Raw genomic sequence first — 22,881 nt, 5'->3', positions numbered from 1 at the left:
CTACTCTTTGTAAAAAATACGTTTTACACGCTGCGAAATACTAGTTAAAATTTCGTAAGGTATGGTGCCTAATACCTGAGCCATTTCGACCACCGATGGGTTTTTGCCAAAAATGACAGCACTGTCGCCTTCTTTGCAGTCAATATCGGTTACGTCTACCATCATCATATCCATAGAGATAGTACCTGTAATTACTGCTTTTTTGTTGTTTATGGTAACATAGCCTTTTTCATTTCCCCATGCTCTTCTTATCCCATCGGCATAACCTATGGGGAGGGTTGCAATACGGATCTTTTCTTTAGCTATAAATCTTCGGCTGTAGCCAATGCTTTCACCCGGATCTACATCTTTTATTTGAAGGATAACCGTTTTAAGGGTGCCCACATTTGCCAGGCATTTGTATTCTTCTTCGTCATTGCCTACACCATACAAACCAATACCGAGGCGCACCATATTGTACTGTGCTTCGGGGAAATTGTAAATGCCCGATGTGTTTAGTATATGGCGGATAGGATTTATTTCCAGTTCTTTCATTAAATGACTTGACCATTTCTCGAAGTTGGCAATTTGCCCCAGAGTGAAATCACGATAGTCCGTTACATCACTGGACGACAGATGCGAGAAAATACTCTTTACCGAAACCAGGTTGTTGTTGTGAAGCAGTTCAATAAGTTCAGCTAATTGGTCTTCCATAAAGCCAAGACGGTGCATACCTGTGTCGAGCTTAATATGGATAGGGTAGTTGGACAGGTTTTTTTGCTGCGCCACCGTTATAAAAGCCCTTAGCTCTTTAGCAGAATAGACTTCGGGTTCTAAATTGTAGGCAGCCATTGCGGCAAAAGCACTGCGCTCCGGGTTCATTACAATTATAGGAATGGTTATCCCTGCGTTGCGCAGGGCAATTCCCTCATCGGCAACAGCCACGCCTAAATAATCTACCTTTTGGTGCGATAAAGCTTTGGCAATTTCATAACTGCCGCTACCGTAGCCAAAGGCTTTTACCATAACCATGATTTTGGTCTCCGGTTTTAGCCTGCTTTTGTAAAAGTTAAGGTTATGGGTTATTGCGTTGAGGTTAATTTCGAGTACTGTTTGATGGGTTTTCTCTTCAAGGAATACCACAATCTCATCAAAGCGGAAATTTCTCGCCCCTTTTATCAGTACGGTTTCATTCTCAAAGGCATTTGCTCTATAGTGAGTCAGGAATTCCTGAGTTGTACTGTACGGATAGAAATTTGGCAGATGCGCCAGTTGTTTGCTAATCGTATCGCCGATACCTATTACCTGACTGATCTTATGCCCGGAAAGCATTTTTTCAACCTTGTCATAAAGTTCTTCGGTTTCAAAGCCACTTTGGAAAACATCCGAAAGGATTATTGTTTTCTTTTCGTGAGTTTTATGCTGCTCTAAAAAATCGAGTGCTATTTTTAATGACTGGTAGTCAGAGCTGTAACTATCGTCAATAAGTGTACAGCCGTTACTGCCGTTTTTTACCTGTAGGCGCATCTCTATCGGATAGAGTCCTGCCATGCGTTCTTTTATAATGTCTACTTTATAGTTTAAATGCAGTAAAACCATAAGGCTGTTAATAGCATTTTCTATAGAAGCATCGTCGGTAAACGGAAGAGTCACCGCAAACATTTCTTCAGGACGTATTACCGTAAGATTGGTGCTTGATGTATCTTTAATTGTATTCATAATTACATCGGCACTTTCATTAAAAGCCCATGTAAATGTTTTTAGATTAGGATCCAGCTCTTTAGCTACATCTCCATTTTTTTGATAGATAAGCAGCTTAGCATTTTTAAAGAGTTTCAGCTTTTCGCGGATCTTCTCCTGATGGCTTGTAAAACCTTCTTCGTGTGCAGTGCCAATATTAGTGAGCACACCAATTTCCGGACGGATGATGGGTTCCAGATGCTCCATTTCTCCGGGGATAGAAATTCCCGCTTCAAAAATTCCCAAATTGTGTTTTTGGTTGATACCAATGATAGATAAAGGAACACCCACCTGCGAGTTGTAACTTTTAGGACTTCGGATAATGTTAAAATCGGGGCTAAGCAGGTAATTGAGCCATTCTTTCACAACGGTCTTTCCACTGCTTCCGGTTATAGCTATAACCGGAAAGCTGAAAAGTTTTCGGTAATAAATAGCAAAATCCTGTAATGCTTTCAGGGTATTGTCAACAATAAAAAAGTTGGCTTTCCCAACAGCTCCTGTGGGAATATGGTTCACCACAAAATTAACTACACCTTTGTGTATAAGGTCGTTTATGTATTGATGGCCATTGCGGTTTTGTCCCGTTAAGGCAAAAAACAATGTACCTGTATTGTTTTGTAATGATCGGCTGTCTATAGATACATTATCTATTTCCATATCGGGCTGTATTCCTTCAAATTTGGAATGCATAGCGACGACAATATCCTGGATTTTTATACTCAAGGCTGTGTATTTAAATCGTCTTTTGGTAAAGGCGTTTCTTTATTAGATGTTTTTATTATTGAAGCTTCTCTCATTGCAGCATAATAGGCGGCTCTGCTTAAAGGTTCATATTCTTCGGTTTCACCAAGCAGGACAAGGTTGTCGTTGTTGGCTTTTCTAAAGCTGTAGTTGGCAAGGTTTCCGGTACGGGTACAAACCGCATGTACTTTGGTAACATACTCGGCTGTAGCCATAAGGGCAGGCATAGGACCAAAGGGATTTCCTTTAAAATCCATATCCAGTCCTGCAACAATAACTCTTATGCCGCTATTGGCAAGGTCGTTGCAAACGGTTACGATCTCATCGTCAAAAAACTGGGCTTCGTCTATACCTACTACATCACAGTCCTGTGCCAGTATCCGCATCATGGAAGATGAGGTAATGGGAGTGGAACGGATCTGGTTTGCATCGTGCGATATTACCATTTCTTCGTGGTATCGGGTTTCTATGGCAGGCTTAAAGATTTCTACCTTTTGCTGCGCAAACTGTGCTCTTTTAAGCCTACGGATAAGTTCTTCGGTCTTGCCCGAAAACATTGACCCGCAGATCACTTCTATCCAGCCGAATTGTTCTTTATGATTTACTGTATTTTCAAGAAACATTTTGTAATTTTCAGGGTGTAAAACAAAAATGTTTTGTGTTACTTTGTATAAAACAAATTTATTAAAAAACTATTGCGCTATCCCCTATAATTCTAAAAGTTATGAAGAAAAAGTTAGAAGCCGAACTGATAAGCATTGCTCACAGGATACTTAAATTGAAGAACAGGGCCGAACTGGATCAGTTGCAGCAGGAAACCCTGAAGCTGTACGAGAAGATCTCGGTACTGCGTTTTGTGGAAGATAACTTTAGTGAGATAAAGCCAACCATTGGTTTTGCATCGGCAGAAGAAACTTTGGAAGAAGTATATGGACTTGAGGAACAGCCTGAAGTTAAGGCGAATGAAATTGAGAAAGAGGAAGCAAAGGCAAAAGCGGATGCTGCAGCTGTTAAGATAGCAGAAGAAGCAAAAAAAGAAGAAAAACCGGTAGCGGTTAAAGAAGAAGTAACCCAAGCTGTTGTTGAGCCAGTTAAGGAAGAATTGGAAGAAGAGAAAGAAGAACTTGAAGAGGCAAAAGAAATAGTTGAAGACGAGATCGTTGAAGAGCCGGTAGCGGCAATGGAAATAGAAAAACCAGCCGGAGAGTTAAAAGCGATGGAGGAATCTGCGGAAGCGGTGTTTACAAAACCTGCAGAAACGACTATTGAAGAGCAGGAAAAAGCAAGTGATGCCGAGATCGCAACCATCGCTCCTGATGAAAGCGTTAAAGTTGAAGAGTCAGGAATAGATTTAGATTTTGCTTTTGAAAGAACTGCTGCTCCCGAAGTACCTCAAAAACAAAAAGAGATAACATTTGAAGATTATCACGATTATAAAGAACCGGAGTTTGTTAAAAAATCGGATAGTGAGCCTGCAAAAAAAGCAGAGCCTATAAAAGAAGAACCTGTAAAGGAGGAAGAAGAAGTAAAGCCTGTTGTTAGAGACTGGCGCGATTGGGAACCGGGGCAGTCTGATAAAAAAGAAACTGTAGAGGAACCTAAAAAAGAAGCAGAAGAACCTAAACAGGAAATTATACAGCCGCAGGCGGTTGTGGAAGAGCCTAAAAAAGAAATACAAAAACCTAAAGAAGAAGGAAGTACTGTAATAGGGAATCGCGCAACGCGTAGTGCAGATACTGACAGACCTAAAACACTTAACGATTCATTAGGTAAAACCATTTCACTTACCCTTAACGACCGCATTGCTTTCGAAAAACAATTGTTTGGCGGCAGTGGCGAAGACCTTAACAGGGTATTATCGCAGCTTAATACTATGAACAACTATGAAGATGCTAAAAGCTTTATAGAAGACCTTGTAAAACCAGACTACAATGACTGGGCAGGTAAAGAGGAGTATGCAGAGCGTTTTATGGGTATTGTGGAGAAAAAATTTGATTAATGTCTAAACTATATATTGTTCCTACGCCTATTGGCAACTTGGAAGACATGACCTTTCGTGCCATTAAAGTGCTAAAGGAGGTCGACCTTATCCTGGCTGAAGATACCCGTACCAGCAGCAAATTGCTTAAGCATTTTGAGATTGGCACACACATGCACAGCCATCATATGCACAATGAGCACAAAACAGTTGAAGGCATAATAAAACGTTTACAGGCTGGCGAAACCATTGCGCTGATATCGGATGCAGGAACACCTGCGATATCTGACCCAGGGTTTTTATTAACCCGTGCCTGTGTAGAAAACGATATTCCGGTAGAGTGCCTTCCCGGCGCTACCGCATTTGTTCCGGCATTAGTGAATAGCGGACTTCCAAACGAAAAGTTTGTTTTTGAAGGTTTCCTACCCGATAAAAAAGGAAGGCAGACCCGTTTCCTGGCACTTGCCGAGGAAACAAGAACCATGATATTTTATGTGTCGCCACACAAACTGGTAAAAACCCTGGCTGAGTTTGCACAATACTTTGGTGCAGACCGTCCGGTTTCGGTATCGCGTGAACTTTCTAAAATGCACGAAGAGACCGTTCGCGGTACAGCAACCGAAGTACTTGCTCATTTTGAAAAGAAAGAACCAAGAGGAGAAATTGTAGCTGTTGTGGGTGGGTTTGTTCCTGTTGGAAAAGTGAAAAGGGAAAAGCCTGAATATGATAGTTAGATCAATATTACTATTGCTATTATTTTGTTGTAATGTTGGAAATGGGCAAGTTCAGTTTCAGTTACAACGAATTACTCCTTGTGATAGTCTCCCGTATATTGAGAAAGAAACTTATTTTCTAATCGATGCAACTGGCGTCGAGGTTGAATCTTTTAGCAATATGGATTCAGATGTAATCACTTTACCACGTCCAGGGAAATATATAGTACAACGTGTAACCGAGCCTGGTTTAGAGTATTATACAATAGAACTCAAAGAAGGATTGACTATTGAGACATGTTATGATCCTAAAATAATGTTCAGACAGCCTTGGATAGTGGATTCCGATTTTGTTTATTTTGTTTGTGGAAAGCCTGCTTATGGTTATCAGGAAGATTTCTATCCTGATGGTAAAATAAAAATTAGAGGCACATTTAAAGATGGTTTTGTAACTGATAGTTTGGTTGAATATTATTCAAATGGGAAACTGCAAAGAAAAGTACGTTACAAAAAAGATGGCGTTCATACAGATCGATATGATAGTCTTGGTAAAAAAACAAGTTATTTTTGGAGTGCTAGGAGGGGATATATGGTTTATGGTGGCTGGCGTGAAATTATTTATTTTTCTAATGAAAAGATTAATTTGGATATTTCAGAAATTGGGCATATAGTTAAGATAGAAGGATATTATCCAAATGGGAATTTAAAAATAAAACAGACCAAAAAAAAACGTATTGAATATTACGAATCAGGAAATATTAAAACTATCTATTCTTGGAAAGCTAATAAGGAATTTGATAACACTATAGATAATGAAAGCATATATTATTATACCTTTCAGATCCAAGTGAAAAATTACGATGAAAAAGGGAGGCTGATTAATGAAGAATATAAAGAAGAAGATGGTAATTCATATCCTCAGCCATCAATAGCTTATGAAAATAAATTTAGATAATAATATACCCAGTATACCAACTCCCTTTCAAAATGAAAGGGAGTTTCTGTATGTAGGAATATTTGTGAATTTAGTATATTTATCAAAACTATCTAAATGAATCTGAAACTATTATTTCCTTTACTCATCACGTCAGTAGTTACAATGTTAGGATGGTTTATACTTCATTGGTTTGCTAAACGACGTGACATAGCTAATAAACAGAAAGAATTACGAATAAACTATCTAATTGAAGCTTGGCGAAAATTGGAATATGCAGCAAATCGTAATGAATTTGATAAAATTGAATGTTTAGAAAAGCCAATTGCAGATATTCAATTATTTGGTACGAAAAAACAAATCTCATTAGCTATTGAATTAGCAACTGCTATCGTAGAAAACCAAGACAGTAATTTGACAGGACTTTTGGAAGAACTTCGAGGAAATTTAAGAAAAGAATTAAACCTCGAAAAAGTTTCAACACCAATTAAAATCTTTCGAGTTAATAATTCAAAGGAAAGTATGAAATAATCAAGTGATACATATTATCTAAAAATATTTATGACATGAAACCACTTGGACAATACATCACAGAAAATCTTCAAGAAGACAATTCTAATGCTGAAAAGGTTAAGCCATTCAATGAGAAAACAATTATTGATACTGCTATTGAACGTGAAGAATCGGAAGAGGAATAACCTGATATTGTTTAATTAATAAAAGAAGGACCGCCTGCAATGAGCAGGCGGTTTTTTCTTAGTTGAACCATCTTTCTAGACAAAACTGGATAATGTACCTAATAATTTCAATCAATAGTGGTATTATCCATTTCCATTTAAATTTTGTCGCTTTCTTTAGCTTTTTAATTTTCTTTTTCTTCGCTCTTTTTCTGAGAGATACGGATGTTTGGTATATTTTTTTCATGCAGCATCTATCAATAGATTTCCGCCACTAAAATTTTTGACAATTATTAGTTTTAAAAAACCGAATTATCAGTAGTCTTTTGTATACTAGCTAGTTATGATCATTACATTCTCAAAACCCCTTTCGAAGCTAAGAGATTATCTGAAAAAGCATCCAACATATTTGATTTGTTTAGTAGTGTAAAAGAATAATTCCCATCATATTTCTCCGAGAGTTTATTGATTTGCAACATTAACTTTTGAGCATTCGTTGTTGCAGTTCTCCAAGCATTTATATCAGCATTTGACATTTTACTTTTTTGAATACGATAAAGACTAAGGTATTTATCTAACAATTTCGAATGAGATACTGTTTGTTTTATAAGGGAAGCGATTTGACTTTGGTCATTATCTAATGTTGTGATATAGTTAGAATTCTTTTTCAATTCATTATAAGTACCAACGTCCAATCTAATTTCAGCAGTTTTAGATTTAATATATAAATCTTCTCCTTCTCGATATTCTTTGTAACCTAATTTATGTACAATCTCTAAAAGTTCCTTTTCTCGTTGCTTCGTTAAGAGATCGGATAAATATGCATCTGACATGATATAATAGTATTCATCAGTATCTTTTTTCTTTATCAGTGAATATCTCTGTGATAAACCACCTACATTATAGTAATCCTTAGTATCATCAGTTAATTCGTTCTTTACAAACTTATTTTCAATATCCTTAAGAGCAAGCATATACTTCACAGGTAACTCAATGAATTCTCCTGAAAGAGCATTTATGTCCATTTCATTATCAATCATAAAGACTTTACGTTTTAATATTTCGGATGATAATACTTTACCAAATTGAGTTTTCTGTATTGTCTTCTCTTTTTCTTTAAATTCTAAATATTTCTTTGCTCCATTTGAAATTCTAACTTCAGGGAATTTCATCTTTTCAATTTCATTTTTGTAAAATTCAATATCCTTTTTCGAACTTGGCTTCTTGCCATTATGAAGTCTGAATGCTTTGGTATCATTTTTTATTAAACCATGATCATTTACCTTCTTTGCAAATAGACTTGTGTTCTCACCTTTGATTTCAATATTGTGTTTATCTGCAATAGATTGGGCATCGATTAAATATTTGTCTTTAATGTCCAATTTTTCATTTGAAGAGAGGTACAGTTCTATGTTATGGGAGATTTTCTTTAAATCATTTCGAACGATAGAATCTTTTGAAACATCTTTTACATACTCATCATATTCTGGTTTATATTGATTTAAAGTTGCAAGTAAGAAATTGTAATCATTTGTATTGACTTGTCCTTCGATATAAGGATGGTATTCAATTTCTTTTTGAGTTACATGATAAGTTTTGAAATTACTGATTTTTCCTTCAATTACTTCTTTTGTAAGCTGTGGAGTAATTGTAAAAGGCAAATCTTGCTGAGCATTTGAAATTGTAGGTAAAAATAAGGTTGCCAGAAAGGAGGCTTTGAAAAAGCCTTTCAATTGTTTTTCCATGTGGTGTTTGGATTTAGTTAATAAATAAGCTTAATGTAAAAAAATAGGCGTGGACATTGTACCACACTAAATCCAGGACACCACATCCCATACAAGCAATGATACAAGCCACGCCATTACGGCGCACCTTATACATTATTTTGCTTGTAAAATCAAGAAGTCTTAGACTTCAGGGTGGTGTTTAGATTTTAGCAATAATGCAATTAGTACGAATATTTTTATACAATACAAATTTAGACAAAAGAAATCACAAGGGGAAATTTGTAAGTAATAGTTTAATTTTTATTACTTTCGTTGATCACCAAAAATACAATATATTATGATTTTTAGAATTTACAGGTATCATCTATCACCTTTATCAAATGATAATAAGGAAATTAATATAGAAGGACAGAATAAAACTTTCACAGCTACTGAATTGAAAGAAAATAAAAACATCTTTTTTGAAAACACTTTAAATAATGTCGATTTCTATAATAATAGCAGAAATGTATTAAAAATAGAATTAAATAGTGATAACATATTTGTAATAAAACTTGCTAATAAAAAGTCTGTCAATGTAGTCGAAAACTTTGTTGAAAAAGAAATCCCTACACATCCATTTGTATATATTTTAATTGATAATGATAATTCGGAACAAAAAATAGCGATTAGTCATAATTCTGATGCATTTTCTAATCCTGATGTAGTAAAAAATATACTTTCCAGAGAATTAGATAAAGGCTTGAAAAAGTACGGTTTAGCCATTAAAATTGAAGGACTATATCAGAAAGAAGCTGTCTGGAAAATGATTCAAGCTCATAAAAATGAATTAAAATCACTCGAAATTAAATACATTAAGCCTAACTTAGCAAGTATATCTGCTTCGTTGCCAGAAGAATTCAAAAAATTAACAGAAAGGTTAAATAGTCAAGAAAGCACGATTAATTTCAGAGCAGCTTCTAATGGAGTCTTAGAAAATATAAATAGAAACAATAGTGACCTTGTAGGTCTAATTGATTATACTTCTGAAGGCGCGGGAAATGTAAAAATTGGGATTAAGGGGTATAAAAAGAAAATTTCATCAATTGATACACCAGTTGAAATTGGAATTGAGGAAGCTACATTTGAAGGTAAGCCAGAAGATATTATAAAAGTTATAAAAGAAGTTTTATAAATATTATATCTAATATGAAATAAAATATACTTATGAAAGATTTATTTAGATTTTTAAAATTCTTCTTAATATTTTTTGCTATCTCTATCCTTTTAGAAATAGTTACGCTTGCGATTGAATCTTCTTATTTGAAAAAATTTTTAGAAGCAAATATATTAACAATATTACTAGCCTTCCTTGCTATTAACACAGCTACTTTGGGAGTTATAGCGTCTAAAGTACAAGAAATACTAGCAAAATACCCTAACAATACATTTAGCACCACTATTAGTGAGATGTGCTTTTCACTCAAAGAACAAGTATTGCTTTTAATATTGAGCTTAATAATATTAATTTGTCAAGACTCGAAAATAATTATTTTTGCTTATAAAGATCTAATATTCAATTCAGCATTGACCGCGATATTTTTTTACTCAATATATGTTTTATGGGATACTGGTAAAGCCGTTTTTATCATGACAAATTTGACAAATAATTTATCAAACGTGGATGAAAACTCAAATAATACTTATAAAAAGAAAGACTCGTTTTAAAACGAGTCTTTCTTTTTATATCCTATTATTTCTTCTTGAAAACACGAAAAAGTTCATCTCTCTTCAATTCTAACTCTGCATTAATATGGTTTTTAATTGAAACGTTCCATACTTTCGTAGCTTCGCTATTATGTTCAGCAATATATTTAGATAATCTAAAAAGAGATCCTGCCAAATTAATTGCACCGTCAGGAGATAAGGTTGGTAATTCAGCATACACTGTTACATAATTTGAAGACTCAGGCTTTATTAAGCCATGATCTGAAGTTGAATATGACATACCATCAAAAGTATGGCCAAATAATTCAACAGAACCCGTAAAATTATATCGAATTTCATGAATATAAATATCCTTATTAAATGTGCTGAAAATTTGCTGTTCTAATCGTGGCTGCCTTTCTTCGTATTCGTGATCTATGAATTGAGGTTCTTCAAAAACTATTGGAGTAAGAAGCACAGCATCCTTAATTCTTTGTTTTGTCTTTTCAAATTCCTCATCTTCTTCAACGTCTTTTAATTTTAAATTGTTAATTAACATTGGTAATTTACTTGTTCTTGCTTGAAACAGTTGAGAAAGCGAAGGCAAATTGTTAAAAGGGTGAAATTGTTGTTTCATTTTAATAATATTTTTGGGTTATCGTAAAACATTAATAATCATGCCAATAATATCATAAGACATTTTGTCAGAATTAGTAATTATAAATCAACTCTTTATAACTCAATCTCTCATCAGAATTAATAAGTGTCAGATTGAACTGTTCTCCTTGACTTAAAGTTCTGATGTTATAACGATATGCAAACTCATCACAATATCGATGCAAATGTTTCTCACTAGCATGGTGATACATTCCAATAAGTCCTCTTTTTAAAATGCTCCAAAATCCCTCAATAGCGTTTGTATGATAACCACCAGTTTTGAATACTCCTATATTATGCTTAATAATTTTGTGGATATATTCCCTTTCCAAGCCCCTATATCCAACCCAACCATCACTTACTATTATTGATCCTTCTTTTACTTTTGATCTGATGATTGTTTTCAAAGTCTTTCCTTTTGTATTCTTTACAACTTGGGTGTAAACCATTCCATTGTTAAGCATCCCGAAAACTGGAATTTTGGTTTTAAGACTTCTACCTTGAGTGTTATCGACTTTTTTACCTTTATTTCGGTTTTTATTTTTTCCTCCAACATAAGTTTCATCAACCTGTACTATTCCTTCAAATTCGAAATCCACTCTATTGTGAACAGAATTACGAAGTCTATTTAACATGAACCAAGCAGTTTTTTGAGTTACACCTATTGTACGATGAAGTTGAAGACTACTAATGCCTTTCTTTCCTGTAGTGAATAGAAATATGGCCATAAACCATTTTTGAAGAGGGATAGTTGATTTTTCAAAGATTGTTCCTATTGTTACACTAAATGGTAATCTACAGTCTTTGCATTTGTATCGACCTTTATATTCGCCTCTTGTTTTTATTCGATAATGATTCTTACGTTGGCTACCACAATGGGGACATATTGGTTCTCCATTCCAACGTAATTTTTCTAAGTGTTCCCGACATGCTTCATCCGTATTCAGAGTTCTCGTCATATCGTACATTGACTTGAAAACAGAGGTAGTATTAAGTTCAATATCAGGATGTTTAGCCATAATTGATTTATTAAATATAATACTTTTTGGTGTAATGGGAAAGGTTTTTCTTACTTTATTTAGTTCTTTTCTTACTATTTCGTGTATTGGAGCTTCGACCATAATTTTCGTTTTGGTCGAATGCAACAATGTTGAATAGTTTTGATCGATAGAAAAAATCTATTTTGCAGGCTTCATGACATTGTTTAATTATATCATACAAAACCAAACCCCCACCCTGGCGTGGGTGGGGGTTGATTAAAGAACTTAACAACTAAGTAAGGATGTTTAAAATAAAACTATATTTGTTTCTAAGTCGGTTTATACCATATTTTAGAAAGATGACAAGAGAAAAAATTTCAAAGAAATTCGACGTAGAAATAAATAATCATTTTCGATTTTTTAATGATTTTAAAATTGAAAGAGTTGAACAATTTCATACATTAACAAATGGTTCGATTATTAAACACATAATAAACTATAAGACCAGTCATCAAGAATTTGAGTTGCTGTTTACAGTTGAATACAATGACAAGAATGTTAAAATAACTTGCTTAGGAGATATGGAGCTTCTTGAATCAAAAATGATCTTCATTATTCATTTAAATAAACTGAATAAAGAATCACTAGAAACTCTTTTTAAATTAATTGATGAAATTTAGAAGTGGTATACTGGGTATATTATTATCTAAATTTATAGGTACTAACAATTAATATTCCCTGTTATTTATTCTCAGTAATTAACCGCTAATCAATTTAGTTCATGCGCTGGAACCTCAAGCCCAAACCCGATTCTCATAAAGTAAAACATATCTCTGATGTTCTTGGCGTAGATGCTGTTGTGGCAACACTGCTGGTACAGCGTGGTATTGAAACGTTTGAGGAGGCGAAGAGTTTTTTCCGTCCAAGCCTGGACGATCTGCACGATCCATATTTAATGAAAGATATGGACAAGGCGGTTATCCGTATAGAAAAAGCGATAACGAACGGGGAGAATATACTTGTTTTTGGGGATTATGATGTAGATGGTACTACTGCGGTTTCATTAGTGTCATCTTACCTGCGTTCTTATTATCCTAATGTAGCGACCTATATTCCGGATCGGTATAAAGAAGGATACGGAGTGTCTAATGCCGGAATCGATTTTGCCGATGACAACGGCTGCTCCTTAATTATAGCACTGGATTGCGGTATAAAATCGATCGATAAAGTGGCCTATGCCAATGAAAAAAATATTGATTTTATTATTTGCGACCACCACAGGCCAGGCGATACTTTGCCTGATGCTGTTGCGGTACTCGACCCAAAACGGGAAGATTGCAGTTATCCGTATGACGAACTTTGCGGTTGTGGTGTAGGGTTTAAGCTAATTCAGGCACTCGGGGTAAACCGGGATCAGGATATTAATGATCTTATACCTTATTTAGATCTTGTGGCTACGGCTATTGCTGCCGACATTGTGCCTATAACAGGAGAGAATCGTGTGCTGGCTAAATTTGGGTTAGAAGTGATTAATACTTTTCCGCGTCCCGGAATCAAAGCACTTGTTCAAAATGTAAAGAAACCAACACTTACCATAACTGATGTAGTTTTTATTATAGCACCGCGCATTAATGCGGCGGGAAGGATCAAACATGGTAATTATGCAGTTGAACTATTAACAGAATTCAATTTGGATCAGGCAGAAGAGTTTGCCTCTCAAATTGAAGGTCTTAATGCGGATAGAAAAGATCTGGATAAGCTAATTACCGCCGAAGCTTTGCAGCAAATTGAGCGAAACAGAGATCAGGATAAGTTTACTACCGTTGTGTATCAGGAAGACTGGCACAAAGGAGTAATAGGTATTGTAGCTTCCCGATTGATTGAAACCTATTACAGGCCAACTTTGGTCTTTACTAAAAGCGGTGATAAGTTGGCAGCATCGGCACGATCTGTAAAAGATTTTGATGTTTATAATGCCCTTGAAGCGTGTGCTGAACATTTAGAACAATTTGGAGGACACATGTATGCCGCAGGTTTAACATTGCTTGAAGAGCAGTATCCACTTTTCAGGGCGAAGTTTGAAGCTGTTGTTGAAGAGACTATAGATCCCGAATTGCTTATTCCTGAAGTGTCTATAGATGCTGAGATCGAACTGAATGATATTACACCTAAATTCCACAGGCTGTTACAGCAGTTTGAGCCTTTTGGACCGGGTAATATGTCGCCTGTTTTTATGAGCCGTAATTTAAAAGATTCCGGTTTTGGAAAACCTATAGGTGCTGATGCTACACACCTTCGTTTATTTGTAAAACAAGAAGATTCAGACGGTTTTGCAGCTATTGGTTTTGGCCTTGCTTCAAAAATGGATGTTGCCTGCAGCGGGGAACCTTTTGATGCAGCTTATTCCATTGATGAAAATGTTTGGAATGGACAAACCAGCCTGCAGCTGCGTTTACGGGATATTAAGTGTATTGAATAGTAGTGTAATAAGCCTGTTGAAAACTTTAACTAAAGATTTCTGTTATTTATTTAGAATGATTTTAAATAATTGCTATTTTTGTTTGAAATCAATCCTAACATGAGAGAAATTGAGCAAATATATTTTAATGATTTTGGTGTAGCATTCCATTGGAAAAGAGACAACACAGTGTTAACAGAGAGGGTTCAGATTATCTTTAAAGAAACCGGTTTTTATTTATCTCTTAATGAAATAAGAGCCTTTGCACAGCTCATAGAAAATACCTGCGAAGAAATGGATTGCAGTGGCTGCTGCCATAGGGCAAGCTGTCATAAATATTTACTTAAAACCCCATTACAGCAAATAGATCTTGCGGTATCTAAAAGCGAGCTTCTCCAAATAAAAGACCTGGTAGAAGGAACTTTATTTACTATGGATTTGTACGACTATATTAATGATGTGTGTAAAAACTAAGTTTTAGGCTTATTTTTTATATTCTTTCAACTCGAAAGTTTCTCCCTCAAAAACACCATACGTAAAGTAATTTATCCAGTCGCCAAGATTAATATAAGATGAGTTCTTGCCTACTTCAATTATCATTGGTAAATGGCGGTGGCCAAAAACAAAATAATCATAGTGTTTGGTCTCCAGTTTGCGTTTTGAATAAAGCACCAGCCATTCGTTATCTTCCCCTAAGAACGTTACATCAGAATCGCCGGAGATAAGTTTGTTTTTTACTGAAAGGTATTGCGCCAATTTTACACCAATATCCGGATGCATCCATCGGAACAGCCATTTCGAGAAAGGATTTGTAAATACCTTTTTCATTCTTTTATAGCCTTTGTCGCCAGGACCTAAACCATCACCATGACCTATTAAGAATGTTTTATTGTTAAAAGTAAATTCCTGTGGGCGGTGATAAACGGGAATATTTAATTCTTTTTCAAAATAATCGGCCATCCACAAGTCGTGATTACCTACAAAAAAGTGAATTATTATACCGCTATCGCGAAGTTCTGCCAGTTTACCTAAAACTCTTACAAAACCACGAGGTACTACTGTTTTGTATTCAAACCAAAAATCAAAGAGGTCACCCAATAGAAAAATAACATCGGCATCATGCTTAATTTCATCAAGCCATGCTACAAATTTTTGCTCTCTGGGAAAGCTTTTTTCTGCTGTTGGTGCTCCAAAATGTTGATCTGAAGCAAAATATATGCGTTTTGTTGTATTCATTAGTGCTATAAGATGCCTCAAAGATATAAAGACTATTTATTATAGTGAATTGTTTCTGTGACGATTCTTAATAAATATAAAGTTGCTTTTTATATTCATAACAAATGGTAGTAATTTTGTTTTTTTTAACTAAAAACTAAAGGATGTGCAATTCTAGCTGTAATTCGTTGAGATTTTTTGTTTATTTTCGGAACTTAAACATAAACTACTAATTAATTTATTCATTTATGAAAAAAATTACTTTGATCTTTTTCATGTCATTGCTTTCTTTCTGTGGCTACGCTCAGTTCCCGGAAGGATTTGAAACGGGCTTTACGCTCGCGCCAACAGGCACGAGTGCGACAGGCTGGTTTACCATGCAAAATGACATTGGGCTCACCATTACATGGGTCCAGGGTGCTGCTAACAGCACTGTTCAACAGCCGGCACATACAGGTGCGCGTGCGGCATATCTTCAGAGAGACCTGGGTACAGGTGGAATTCCTAAAGATTATTTGGTTACGCCGGTATTTACAGTGCCAGCTGATCCAGAGCTTAGATTTTTCTCCAGGCTTACACAGCTTGGCGATCAGGGAAGTATCTATAAGGTTTTTATATTAAATCTTACAGCTACACCTACAGCCGATCTTAACTCGCCAGCTTCGTATACCGAGCTGCAAACGTGGACTGAACTTCAGATCAATCCTGATCAGACAAGTTATGTAGAAAAAGCGGTATCGATACCTGCCTCTTATGTTGGGGCACAGGTACGTATTGCATTTATGATGGCAGCAGGACCAGCTAATAGCGACCGTTGGTTAATTGACGATGTTACTGTTGTGAAAAAATGTGTTACACCTCTTACTTTGACAGCTACTAATATTGGTCTGAATTCAGCCGATCTTAGTTGGGCTAATCCAGGAGGAGCTACAGCATGGGATATCGAGTTGGTAGGAGAGGATGACGTTCCTACAGGAATTCCTACGTATTCACATACAGGAGCTCTTCCTTTTCATGTTCCGGCTGGTGTTTTGGAATCTGACACATGTTATAAATACTATGTCCGTTCAGATTGTGGTGCAGACGGTAAAAGTCAATGGGTGGGTGCATTTTATTTTTGTACTAAAGGGTTAGGTGACACTTGTGCCGATCCTTTACTTGTTACCGCACTGCCGTACACTGATACAGATAATACAAACAACTTTGCTGATGAATATGAAGGCGAGGCAGGAACTGGTTGTAATACCAGTCCTTGGGAGAGTTATCTGAGCGGTAATGATGTTGTTTACAAATATGTAGCAACTTTTACCGGAGAAATAAATATTGACCTTAGTAATATAGGTCCGTCTGCGGGAGTATTTGTATATGGATCATGTGCTGATATTGGACACACGTGTCTTGATGGAGGTACCGGTAATATGCCTAATAGTATTTCTCTTGATGGATTCAATGTAACTACGGGCGAAGACTATTATATCGTTATTTCCAGTAATAGTGAGCCAACAACTCCTTATACATTAACGATACAGGCTGTTGCCTGTGATGAACCCGTAGGTTCTCCCGCTGCAAACATAGGTATGACTACGGTAGAATTGTCATGGACAAACCCTTCCGGAGCTACTTCATGGGGATTAGCGGTTCAGCCAAAAGGTACTGGTGTTCCTTCTGGAACAGGAGATGCAGTTACTGATAATACAAATTATGTTTGGGATGAACTTATTCCTTCAACAGCATATGAATATTGGGTAAGGGCAGATTGTAATAATGGTACTTTTAGTGCTTGGGCAGGTCCTTATTATTTCAACACAATGCTTTGTGAGGTAGTCGATCAGTGTAGTTTTACTTTCCACATGTGGGGAGTTTACGACAGTTGGGAAGGTCATACCATGGATGTTAAACAAAATGGTATTACTCTTGTTACGTTGACAGGGCCTAATAATGATATCCCTACGCTTGATGTGACTGTTCCTTTATGTAATAATATGCCGGTTCAGTTATTTTGGAATACAGGTGGAAGCTCTTGGGGTACACCAAATGTTGGAGTGAGTGTTAAAAACTCATTTGGGCAGGATATATATGAAAAACTACCAGGACAAGGTATTCCAAACACCGTTCTGTATGATGTAGTTGTGGATTGTATAAAGCCTTATTGCTTGGCTCCAAAAGGATTAACAGCTACTAATGCTACTCAAACAACAGTCGATTTAGGCTGGAATGGAGCAGCAACCGGTCAATGGGAATACTATATTGTAGAAGCAGGTCAGCCGGCTCCTGTAGATGCTACGCCTGGAATTCTTGCAACAACAAATCCTGTAATAGGTGCAGGTCCATTAGTAGAAGCTACTAATTATGAATTTTATGTAAGAATGTTATGTCAGGGTGCCAGTACAGATAAAAGTGAGTGGAGTCAACCATTTCCATTTAGTTCATCAGTATGTGCTCCGGCAAATAAGTGTGACTACGAGTTTGTGATGAAGAGTGCTTCATGGCAAGGGGGCTGGGATGGAGCTATTATGACTATCAGACAAGATGGAACTAATGTTGCTATTATAGGTCCTACATTTACTGAAGGAGAAGAGCAAACAATCACTGTTCCTTTATGTACAGGTGTTCCATTTGATGTATTCTGGACTAATGGTGGTGGATGGGATGGTTCTGTTGGACTTTCTATCATTAATCCATTCGATCAGGAAATCTTCACTCATGAGTTTTTTACAGATGGTGTAAATACAGTTATTTATGAAGATATTGTAGATTGTCTTAATCCTAAATGTATGGCGCCTGTAGGCTTAACGGCTTCAAACGGCACAATGACAACTATCGATTTAGGCTGGACAGGTCCTGCAACAGGACAATGGGAGTATTATATTGTAGAGGCCGGACTACCTGCACCTACAGATGCTACTGTTGGAACTTTAACGGGGACTAATCCTACAATTGCCGCTCCGCTTCCGGCACCGGCAACGAATTATGAATATTATGTAAGAGTTATATGTACAGGTGCGAGTACGCCAACCAGTAAATGGGCTGGTCCGTATTTAATGCACTCTGAGCCATGTAATCCTGAAGATAAATGTATTTTCTTCTTTGAATTAACCAGTAAAAAAGGCTGGAATTATGGAGGAAACACAATGACTGTTTCTCAAGGTGGTGTTGAAGCTGTTGTCTTAGGGCCAACTTTTGATGCTGCTGATAATGGATATATCCATATGGTTGAGGTGGCTTTATGTCCAAATATACCTATAGAGATCAAATGGAATGAAACAGGATGGGATCAAAATGATAAAGGTCTTCATGTTTATACTCCATTTATGGAAGATGTGTATGTTAAACCTTTTGGCGAAGGAGCTCAGGGCGATATATTGTTCGCGGGTCTTGTTTCTTGTGAAGCACCTCCTTGTCCAAAACCACAACATCTTGCAGTTTCAGATGTTACATTTACATCAGTTACGCTGGACTGGACAGAAATGGGAGATGCTGCATCTTGGGAAGTTTGGGTACTACCGATAGATTCTCCAGCACCTACAACGCCAGGTACAATAGTGTCGGCTCATCCACATGCGTGGGCAGGAGTGTTAACATCGGGAACTCCTTACGTTTTTTATGTAAGAGCGTTATGCGGAGGAACTGATGGAAACAGCACTTTATCTGGTCCATTTAAATTTATAACGTTAATTGAAAATGACGATTGCGCAGGAGCAATTACGGTTCCTGTAAATGCAGGCATTGAATGTCTTCAGTCAGTTAGTGGAACATTAACCGGAGCAACAGGCTCTGGTGTTGATTCCAGCTGTGTTTGGGGTGATATAAATTATGACGTTTGGTATGAATTCACCGCTTCGTCAGCTGAACATATTATAAGTCTTCGTAATCAGGTTGATGTTGAAGCTGAATTTACAGTTTATGAAGGCAATAACTGTGGTGCTAACCTTACCGAAGTATGGTGTGGAAGTAATTCAGGTGGAGGAAATACAAACGGAATAATTTCGGGTTTAATACCAGGGAATAAATACTATGTATTAGTGTATACTACGTGGGCACCGGAACCGGATGCTCTAACTAGTTTTGAAATATGTATTGCAACTCCAAGATCTATTATTGTTGATGATACGGTGCCTGTTGAAGATATCGTTCTTAATACATTAATTCAGTCTTCTTGCGCGAATATTCAAAACGTTACATGGAGTACAGGTACTGATCTTGGAGTGAATGGTATTGGCCGTTTTGAGAAAGGCCTATCAGCATTCCAGTTAGAAGAAGGAGTGGTTCTGTCTACAGGTAAGTCCATGGATGCTCCAGGACCATACATGGGTGGATCAGGTGAAGGAGGATGGGAAGGTGACCAACAGTTGCTGGACTATATGAATGATCTTGGTTTGAATCCGGGAACTTATCACGATGCGACTGTGCTTGAGTTTGATTTTGTACCATTAGCTAATAAAATTAAGTTCCCATTCATTTTTGCATCAAACGAGTATGGTGTTTACCAATGTGGTTATTCAGATGCTTTTGCATTTTTCCTTACAGGACCAGATGGACAAACAGTTAATCTAGCTCTTGTTCCGCAAACAAATTCACCGGTTTCGGTAGTTACTATAAGGAATTCGGCGTTTAATTCGGGTTGCGAATCAGTTAATGAGACTTATTTTGATAAGTACTATGGTAATTTTGGAGGAGCAACCGGAGGAACAGATCCATTGCTTGCGCCACTTAACTTTGACGGTAATACTGTTAAGATGTTTGCTGAAGGTGAGGTTGTTCCAAATGAAATGTATCATATTAAGCTGGTTATTGCTGATAGGGGAGATCCAGGGTATGATTCTGCAGTATTGATCGGTAAGTTTGATATAGGTAATGTTGACCTTGGTCTGGACTTAACATTAGTAAATGGCGGCGGTCTTTGTGCCGGTGCTACACATACTATAGAAAGCGGTATGGATCCGGATGATTATTCATTTGTATGGTATAAAAATGGAGAAGTAATACCTGGCGAGACAGGTCCAAATTTAGTAGTGAATTCTACAGGTGATTACAAAGTTGTTGCAGACTTTGGAGGCACATGTTCAACTACGGATACTGTTAGAGTAGAGTTCTATGATGATATAGAAATCGTTACAGGTAATCCATTACAATTAACAATATGTGATGCTGATGGATTTGGAACATTCAATCTTTCAGATAATACATCGGTAATTGTTGGAGCTAATGCTGCGCTATTTACTGTTTCATATCACCTTAGTAATGATGATGCTTTAGCAAATCTTGGAGCATTACCATTAACTAATTATGATAACGTTACGCAATTTGAACAAATAATATATGTAAGGATCGTTAATAAAGGTGGCTGTGTAGCAGTTAAGCAATTTAGCCTTGTTGTACAGGATCTTACACCAATATTCAAAGTTAATGAAGACTTCGCTATATGCCAGGGATCTACAGGTACGATCACAGTGACACCGGTTGAACCGGCTAATTATGATCCTGCAGATGCAACATATACTTGGACTTTAGGCGGTATTGCGTTAACAGAAACGACCTCTACTATTACTGTTTCTACAGGTGGTATTTATGAAGTTACCGTGAATAATTTAGGATGTCCTGGTAAAGATGCTGTTAAAGTTTCTATCACACCTACTCCTGTTGCTGATGCACCTGCAGATGTAATAGAGTGTGGAGTATATGTACTGCCGGCACTTAGTGTGAATAATGACTATTATACCGGTCCTGGAGGTACAGGAGAATTAGTGCCTGCTGGAAGAGAGATAAAAACGTCGCAAAAACTTTATGTATTTGCGCACAGCGCAGTAACTCCGGAATGTACATCAGAAAATGTGTTTAATATTACTATCATAGCTGCGCCTATTGTAGCAATAGTTGAAAGCTGTGAGGGTAGTAACTATATGTTAGAAGTTATGTTTGACGGCGATGAAATATACAATGTCGATAATGTAGCATTTACATGGAAAAATACTGCCGGAGTAACATTAGGTACAGGTTCTACACTTGTTGTAACTGCACCTGATACATATTATGTTACTGTAACACCATTGGCAGCTCCAAAAAGCTGTCCTGTTATTGGAGAAGCGAAAATTGACAATACTACATGTTTAGTACCACGTGGTATCTCTCCAAATGGTGATGGACTGAATGATAGTTTTGATCTTACAACTCTTGATGTAGCAAAACTGGAGATCTTTAACCGTTACGGACAGGAAGTTTATAGCAAATCCAATTATACTAAAGAGTGGATAGGACAAGGTAGTAATGGGGATAAACTACCTACTGGAACTTACTTCTATATGATCGAACGTTCAAATGGAGAAAGTATAACAGGATGGGTTTATATTAACAGACAGGAATAATAAATTAAATATTTAAAAAAAATTAGGGCTGGACGATAAATGCAATTAAACCTTTTGCAATTAATTGAGTCTAATTACTTAGTTAGTGTAAAGTATATCTAATTGTATTTTAGACCAGCCCTATTTTATAATAACCAAAACACACACATGAAGAAAATTTACCTTGCAGCATTATTGGCTCTTGGCGGGCTCGCAGATGCGACAGCCCAACAGGATCCGCATTACACACAGTACATGTATAACATGAATGTGATTAACCCTGCTTATGCAGGTTCCAAGGAAAACCTGTCTTTCGGTTTGTTATACCGTAAGCAATGGGTTGACATTGAAGATTCTCCAACAACAATGACCTTTTCAGGGAGCAGCCCGGTAGGTAAAAATGTTGGTTTAGGATTATCTGTAATCAATGACAAGATTGGACCAGTTGAAGAAACAAACGTTTACGCCGATTTCTCGTACACACTTAACCTAGGCGGCGAGCACCGTTTAGCCCTTGGTTTAAAAGCAGGTATAACCCTGCACGATGTAGGTTTGTACAGTGATATTGGTAACGGTCACGTTCCGGATCCGGGAGATCCGGCATTCAGCGAAAACGTAAATAATACGTATTTCAATGTAGGAGCAGGATTTTTCTACTACACTCAAAAATACTATTTGGCTTTCTCGGTGCCAAACATGCTTAAGAGCAAGCACCTTGATTATAAAACAGCAAATCAAAAATTTGGATCAGAAACCCAGCATTACTTCTTAACGGGTGGATATGTATTCCAACTTACCGATAACCTGAAGATGAAACCATCGTTCATGTTAAAGTCAGCTTTTGATGTGTCGCCATCTATCGATGGGTCATTAAACTTCTTGTTCTTTGAACGCTTCGAGATTGGAGCAACTTACAGACTGGATGACAGCTTTGGTGCTATGGTAAACTATGCAATTACACCAGGCCTACGAATTGGATATGCTTACGATCATATCATCTCAGATCTTAATGTAACAACTCCTGCATCGCATGAGATCATGTTATTATTCGATCT

18 protein-coding genes are annotated in these 22,881 nt (G+C 36.7%); 12 read left to right on the top strand and 6 right to left on the bottom strand.

What is annotated here, in order from left to right; genetic code table 11:
- Positions 1–2,442, bottom strand: coding sequence for a bifunctional UDP-N-acetylmuramoyl-tripeptide:D-alanyl-D-alanine ligase/alanine racemase (locus EPI11_RS11420; protein ID WP_128390106.1), 2,442 nt, complete (start codon positions 2,440–2,442; stop codon positions 1–3).
- Complete coding sequence (locus tag EPI11_RS11415; protein ID WP_128390105.1) at positions 2,439–3,083, bottom strand: thymidine kinase; 645 nt, start codon at positions 3,081–3,083, stop codon at positions 2,439–2,441. The genes EPI11_RS11420 and EPI11_RS11415 overlap by 4 nt, the downstream gene beginning before the upstream one ends.
- Before the next feature lie 101 nt (positions 3,084–3,184).
- On the opposite strand from EPI11_RS11415, the gene EPI11_RS11410 reads away from it, so the two are divergent.
- The 5 genes from EPI11_RS11410 (at position 3,185) to EPI11_RS19215 (ending at position 6,783) form a co-directional block, all read left to right on the top strand.
- Positions 3,185–4,459 (top strand): hypothetical protein, encoded by a 1,275-nt coding sequence (locus EPI11_RS11410; RefSeq protein WP_128390104.1) that lies wholly within the window; start codon positions 3,185–3,187, stop codon positions 4,457–4,459.
- On the top strand, positions 4,459–5,172 hold the full coding sequence (gene rsmI, locus EPI11_RS11405) for a 16S rRNA (cytidine(1402)-2'-O)-methyltransferase (protein WP_128390103.1): 714 nt from the start codon (positions 4,459–4,461) through the stop codon (positions 5,170–5,172). Before EPI11_RS11410 ends, rsmI begins: the two co-directional genes overlap by 1 nt.
- A 160-nt stretch (positions 5,173–5,332) precedes the next feature.
- On the top strand, positions 5,333–6,106 hold the full coding sequence (locus tag EPI11_RS11400; protein WP_164879163.1) for a toxin-antitoxin system YwqK family antitoxin: 774 nt from the start codon (positions 5,333–5,335) through the stop codon (positions 6,104–6,106).
- A gap of 96 nt (positions 6,107–6,202) precedes the next feature.
- Positions 6,203–6,616, top strand: coding sequence for a hypothetical protein (locus tag EPI11_RS11395; protein ID WP_128390101.1), 414 nt, complete (start codon positions 6,203–6,205; stop codon positions 6,614–6,616).
- 35 nt (positions 6,617–6,651) lie between these two features.
- Positions 6,652–6,783, top strand: a complete 132-nt coding sequence (locus EPI11_RS19215) for a hypothetical protein (protein WP_262707702.1) — start codon at positions 6,652–6,654, stop codon at positions 6,781–6,783.
- Positions 6,784–7,112: 329 nt separating this feature from the next.
- Here EPI11_RS19215 and EPI11_RS11390 read toward each other — a convergent pair whose 3' ends face one another.
- Positions 7,113–8,507 (bottom strand): hypothetical protein, encoded by a 1,395-nt coding sequence (locus tag EPI11_RS11390; protein ID WP_128390100.1) that lies wholly within the window; start codon positions 8,505–8,507, stop codon positions 7,113–7,115.
- A gap of 319 nt (positions 8,508–8,826) precedes the next feature.
- On the opposite strand from EPI11_RS11390, the gene EPI11_RS11385 reads away from it, so the two are divergent.
- Positions 8,827–9,663, top strand: coding sequence for a hypothetical protein (locus EPI11_RS11385; RefSeq protein WP_128390099.1), 837 nt, complete (start codon positions 8,827–8,829; stop codon positions 9,661–9,663).
- A gap of 32 nt (positions 9,664–9,695) precedes the next feature.
- Entirely contained in the window at positions 9,696–10,196 is a 501-nt protein-coding gene (locus tag EPI11_RS11380) for a hypothetical protein (protein ID WP_128390098.1), read from the top strand.
- Between the two features lie 25 nt (positions 10,197–10,221).
- Here the strand turns inward: EPI11_RS11380 and EPI11_RS11375 are convergent, their stop codons facing one another.
- Positions 10,222–10,812: a hypothetical protein gene (locus EPI11_RS11375; protein ID WP_128390097.1), complete on the bottom strand. Its 591-nt coding sequence runs from the start codon at positions 10,810–10,812 to the stop codon at positions 10,222–10,224.
- 73 nt (positions 10,813–10,885) lie between these two features.
- The gene (locus EPI11_RS11370; RefSeq protein ID WP_206619116.1) at positions 10,886–11,953 is read right to left on the bottom strand and encodes an IS1595 family transposase; all 1,068 of its coding nucleotides are present in this window, start codon (positions 11,951–11,953) and stop codon (positions 10,886–10,888) included.
- A 218-nt stretch (positions 11,954–12,171) separates the two neighbouring features.
- Between EPI11_RS11370 and EPI11_RS11365 the strand changes: the two genes are divergently transcribed.
- The 3 genes from EPI11_RS11365 to EPI11_RS11355 all read left to right on the top strand — a co-directional run bounded on the left by EPI11_RS11365 (position 12,172) and on the right by EPI11_RS11355 (position 14,744).
- On the top strand, positions 12,172–12,492 hold the full coding sequence (locus tag EPI11_RS11365) for a hypothetical protein (protein ID WP_128390096.1): 321 nt from the start codon (positions 12,172–12,174) through the stop codon (positions 12,490–12,492).
- Positions 12,493–12,593: 101 nt separating this feature from the next.
- A complete protein-coding gene (gene recJ / locus EPI11_RS11360; protein ID WP_128390095.1) occupies positions 12,594–14,291 on the top strand; it encodes a single-stranded-DNA-specific exonuclease RecJ in 1,698 nt (565 codons plus the stop codon).
- Between the two features lie 99 nt (positions 14,292–14,390).
- On the top strand, positions 14,391–14,744 hold the full coding sequence (locus EPI11_RS11355; RefSeq protein ID WP_128390094.1) for a hypothetical protein: 354 nt from the start codon (positions 14,391–14,393) through the stop codon (positions 14,742–14,744).
- A 9-nt stretch (positions 14,745–14,753) separates the two neighbouring features.
- Here EPI11_RS11355 and EPI11_RS11350 read toward each other — a convergent pair whose 3' ends face one another.
- A complete protein-coding gene (locus EPI11_RS11350) occupies positions 14,754–15,506 on the bottom strand; it encodes a UDP-2,3-diacylglucosamine diphosphatase (protein ID WP_128390093.1) in 753 nt (250 codons plus the stop codon).
- Positions 15,507–15,733: 227 nt separating this feature from the next.
- On the opposite strand from EPI11_RS11350, the gene EPI11_RS11345 reads away from it, so the two are divergent.
- Complete coding sequence (locus tag EPI11_RS11345; protein WP_128390092.1) at positions 15,734–21,847, top strand: choice-of-anchor L domain-containing protein; 6,114 nt, start codon at positions 15,734–15,736, stop codon at positions 21,845–21,847.
- A 147-nt stretch (positions 21,848–21,994) separates the two neighbouring features.
- A partial coding sequence (locus EPI11_RS11340) for a PorP/SprF family type IX secretion system membrane protein (protein WP_164879162.1) occupies positions 21,995–22,881 on the top strand: 887 nt, incomplete at its 3' end.

This window comes from Flavobacterium cerinum, assembly GCF_004028155.1.
Lineage (GTDB): Bacteria > Bacteroidota > Bacteroidia > Flavobacteriales > Flavobacteriaceae > Flavobacterium > Flavobacterium cerinum.
This window is presented reverse-complemented; position numbering and strand designations above follow the sequence as displayed.

Coding starts and splice junctions, on each gene's coding strand:
- EPI11_RS11345 (WP_128390092.1), top strand. CDS start 15,734: ATGAAAAAAATTACTTTGATCTTTTTCATGTCATTGCTTTCTTTCTGT.
- EPI11_RS11385 (WP_128390099.1), top strand. CDS start 8,827: ATGATTTTTAGAATTTACAGGTATCATCTATCACCTTTATCAAATGAT.
- EPI11_RS11390 (WP_128390100.1), bottom strand. CDS start 8,507: ATGGAAAAACAATTGAAAGGCTTTTTCAAAGCCTCCTTTCTGGCAACC.
- EPI11_RS11370 (WP_206619116.1), bottom strand. CDS start 11,953: ATGGTCGAAGCTCCAATACACGAAATAGTAAGAAAAGAACTAAATAAA.
- EPI11_RS11400 (WP_164879163.1), top strand. CDS start 5,333: ATGGATTCAGATGTAATCACTTTACCACGTCCAGGGAAATATATAGTA.
- EPI11_RS11350 (WP_128390093.1), bottom strand. CDS start 15,506: ATGAATACAACAAAACGCATATATTTTGCTTCAGATCAACATTTTGGA.
- EPI11_RS11415 (WP_128390105.1), bottom strand. CDS start 3,083: ATGTTTCTTGAAAATACAGTAAATCATAAAGAACAATTCGGCTGGATA.
- rsmI (WP_128390103.1), top strand. CDS start 4,459: ATGTCTAAACTATATATTGTTCCTACGCCTATTGGCAACTTGGAAGAC.
- EPI11_RS11380 (WP_128390098.1), top strand. CDS start 9,696: ATGAAAGATTTATTTAGATTTTTAAAATTCTTCTTAATATTTTTTGCT.
- EPI11_RS11410 (WP_128390104.1), top strand. CDS start 3,185: ATGAAGAAAAAGTTAGAAGCCGAACTGATAAGCATTGCTCACAGGATA.
- EPI11_RS11365 (WP_128390096.1), top strand. CDS start 12,172: ATGACAAGAGAAAAAATTTCAAAGAAATTCGACGTAGAAATAAATAAT.
- recJ (WP_128390095.1), top strand. CDS start 12,594: ATGCGCTGGAACCTCAAGCCCAAACCCGATTCTCATAAAGTAAAACAT.
- EPI11_RS11355 (WP_128390094.1), top strand. CDS start 14,391: ATGAGAGAAATTGAGCAAATATATTTTAATGATTTTGGTGTAGCATTC.
- EPI11_RS11375 (WP_128390097.1), bottom strand. CDS start 10,812: ATGAAACAACAATTTCACCCTTTTAACAATTTGCCTTCGCTTTCTCAA.
- EPI11_RS19215 (WP_262707702.1), top strand. CDS start 6,652: ATGAAACCACTTGGACAATACATCACAGAAAATCTTCAAGAAGACAAT.
- EPI11_RS11395 (WP_128390101.1), top strand. CDS start 6,203: ATGAATCTGAAACTATTATTTCCTTTACTCATCACGTCAGTAGTTACA.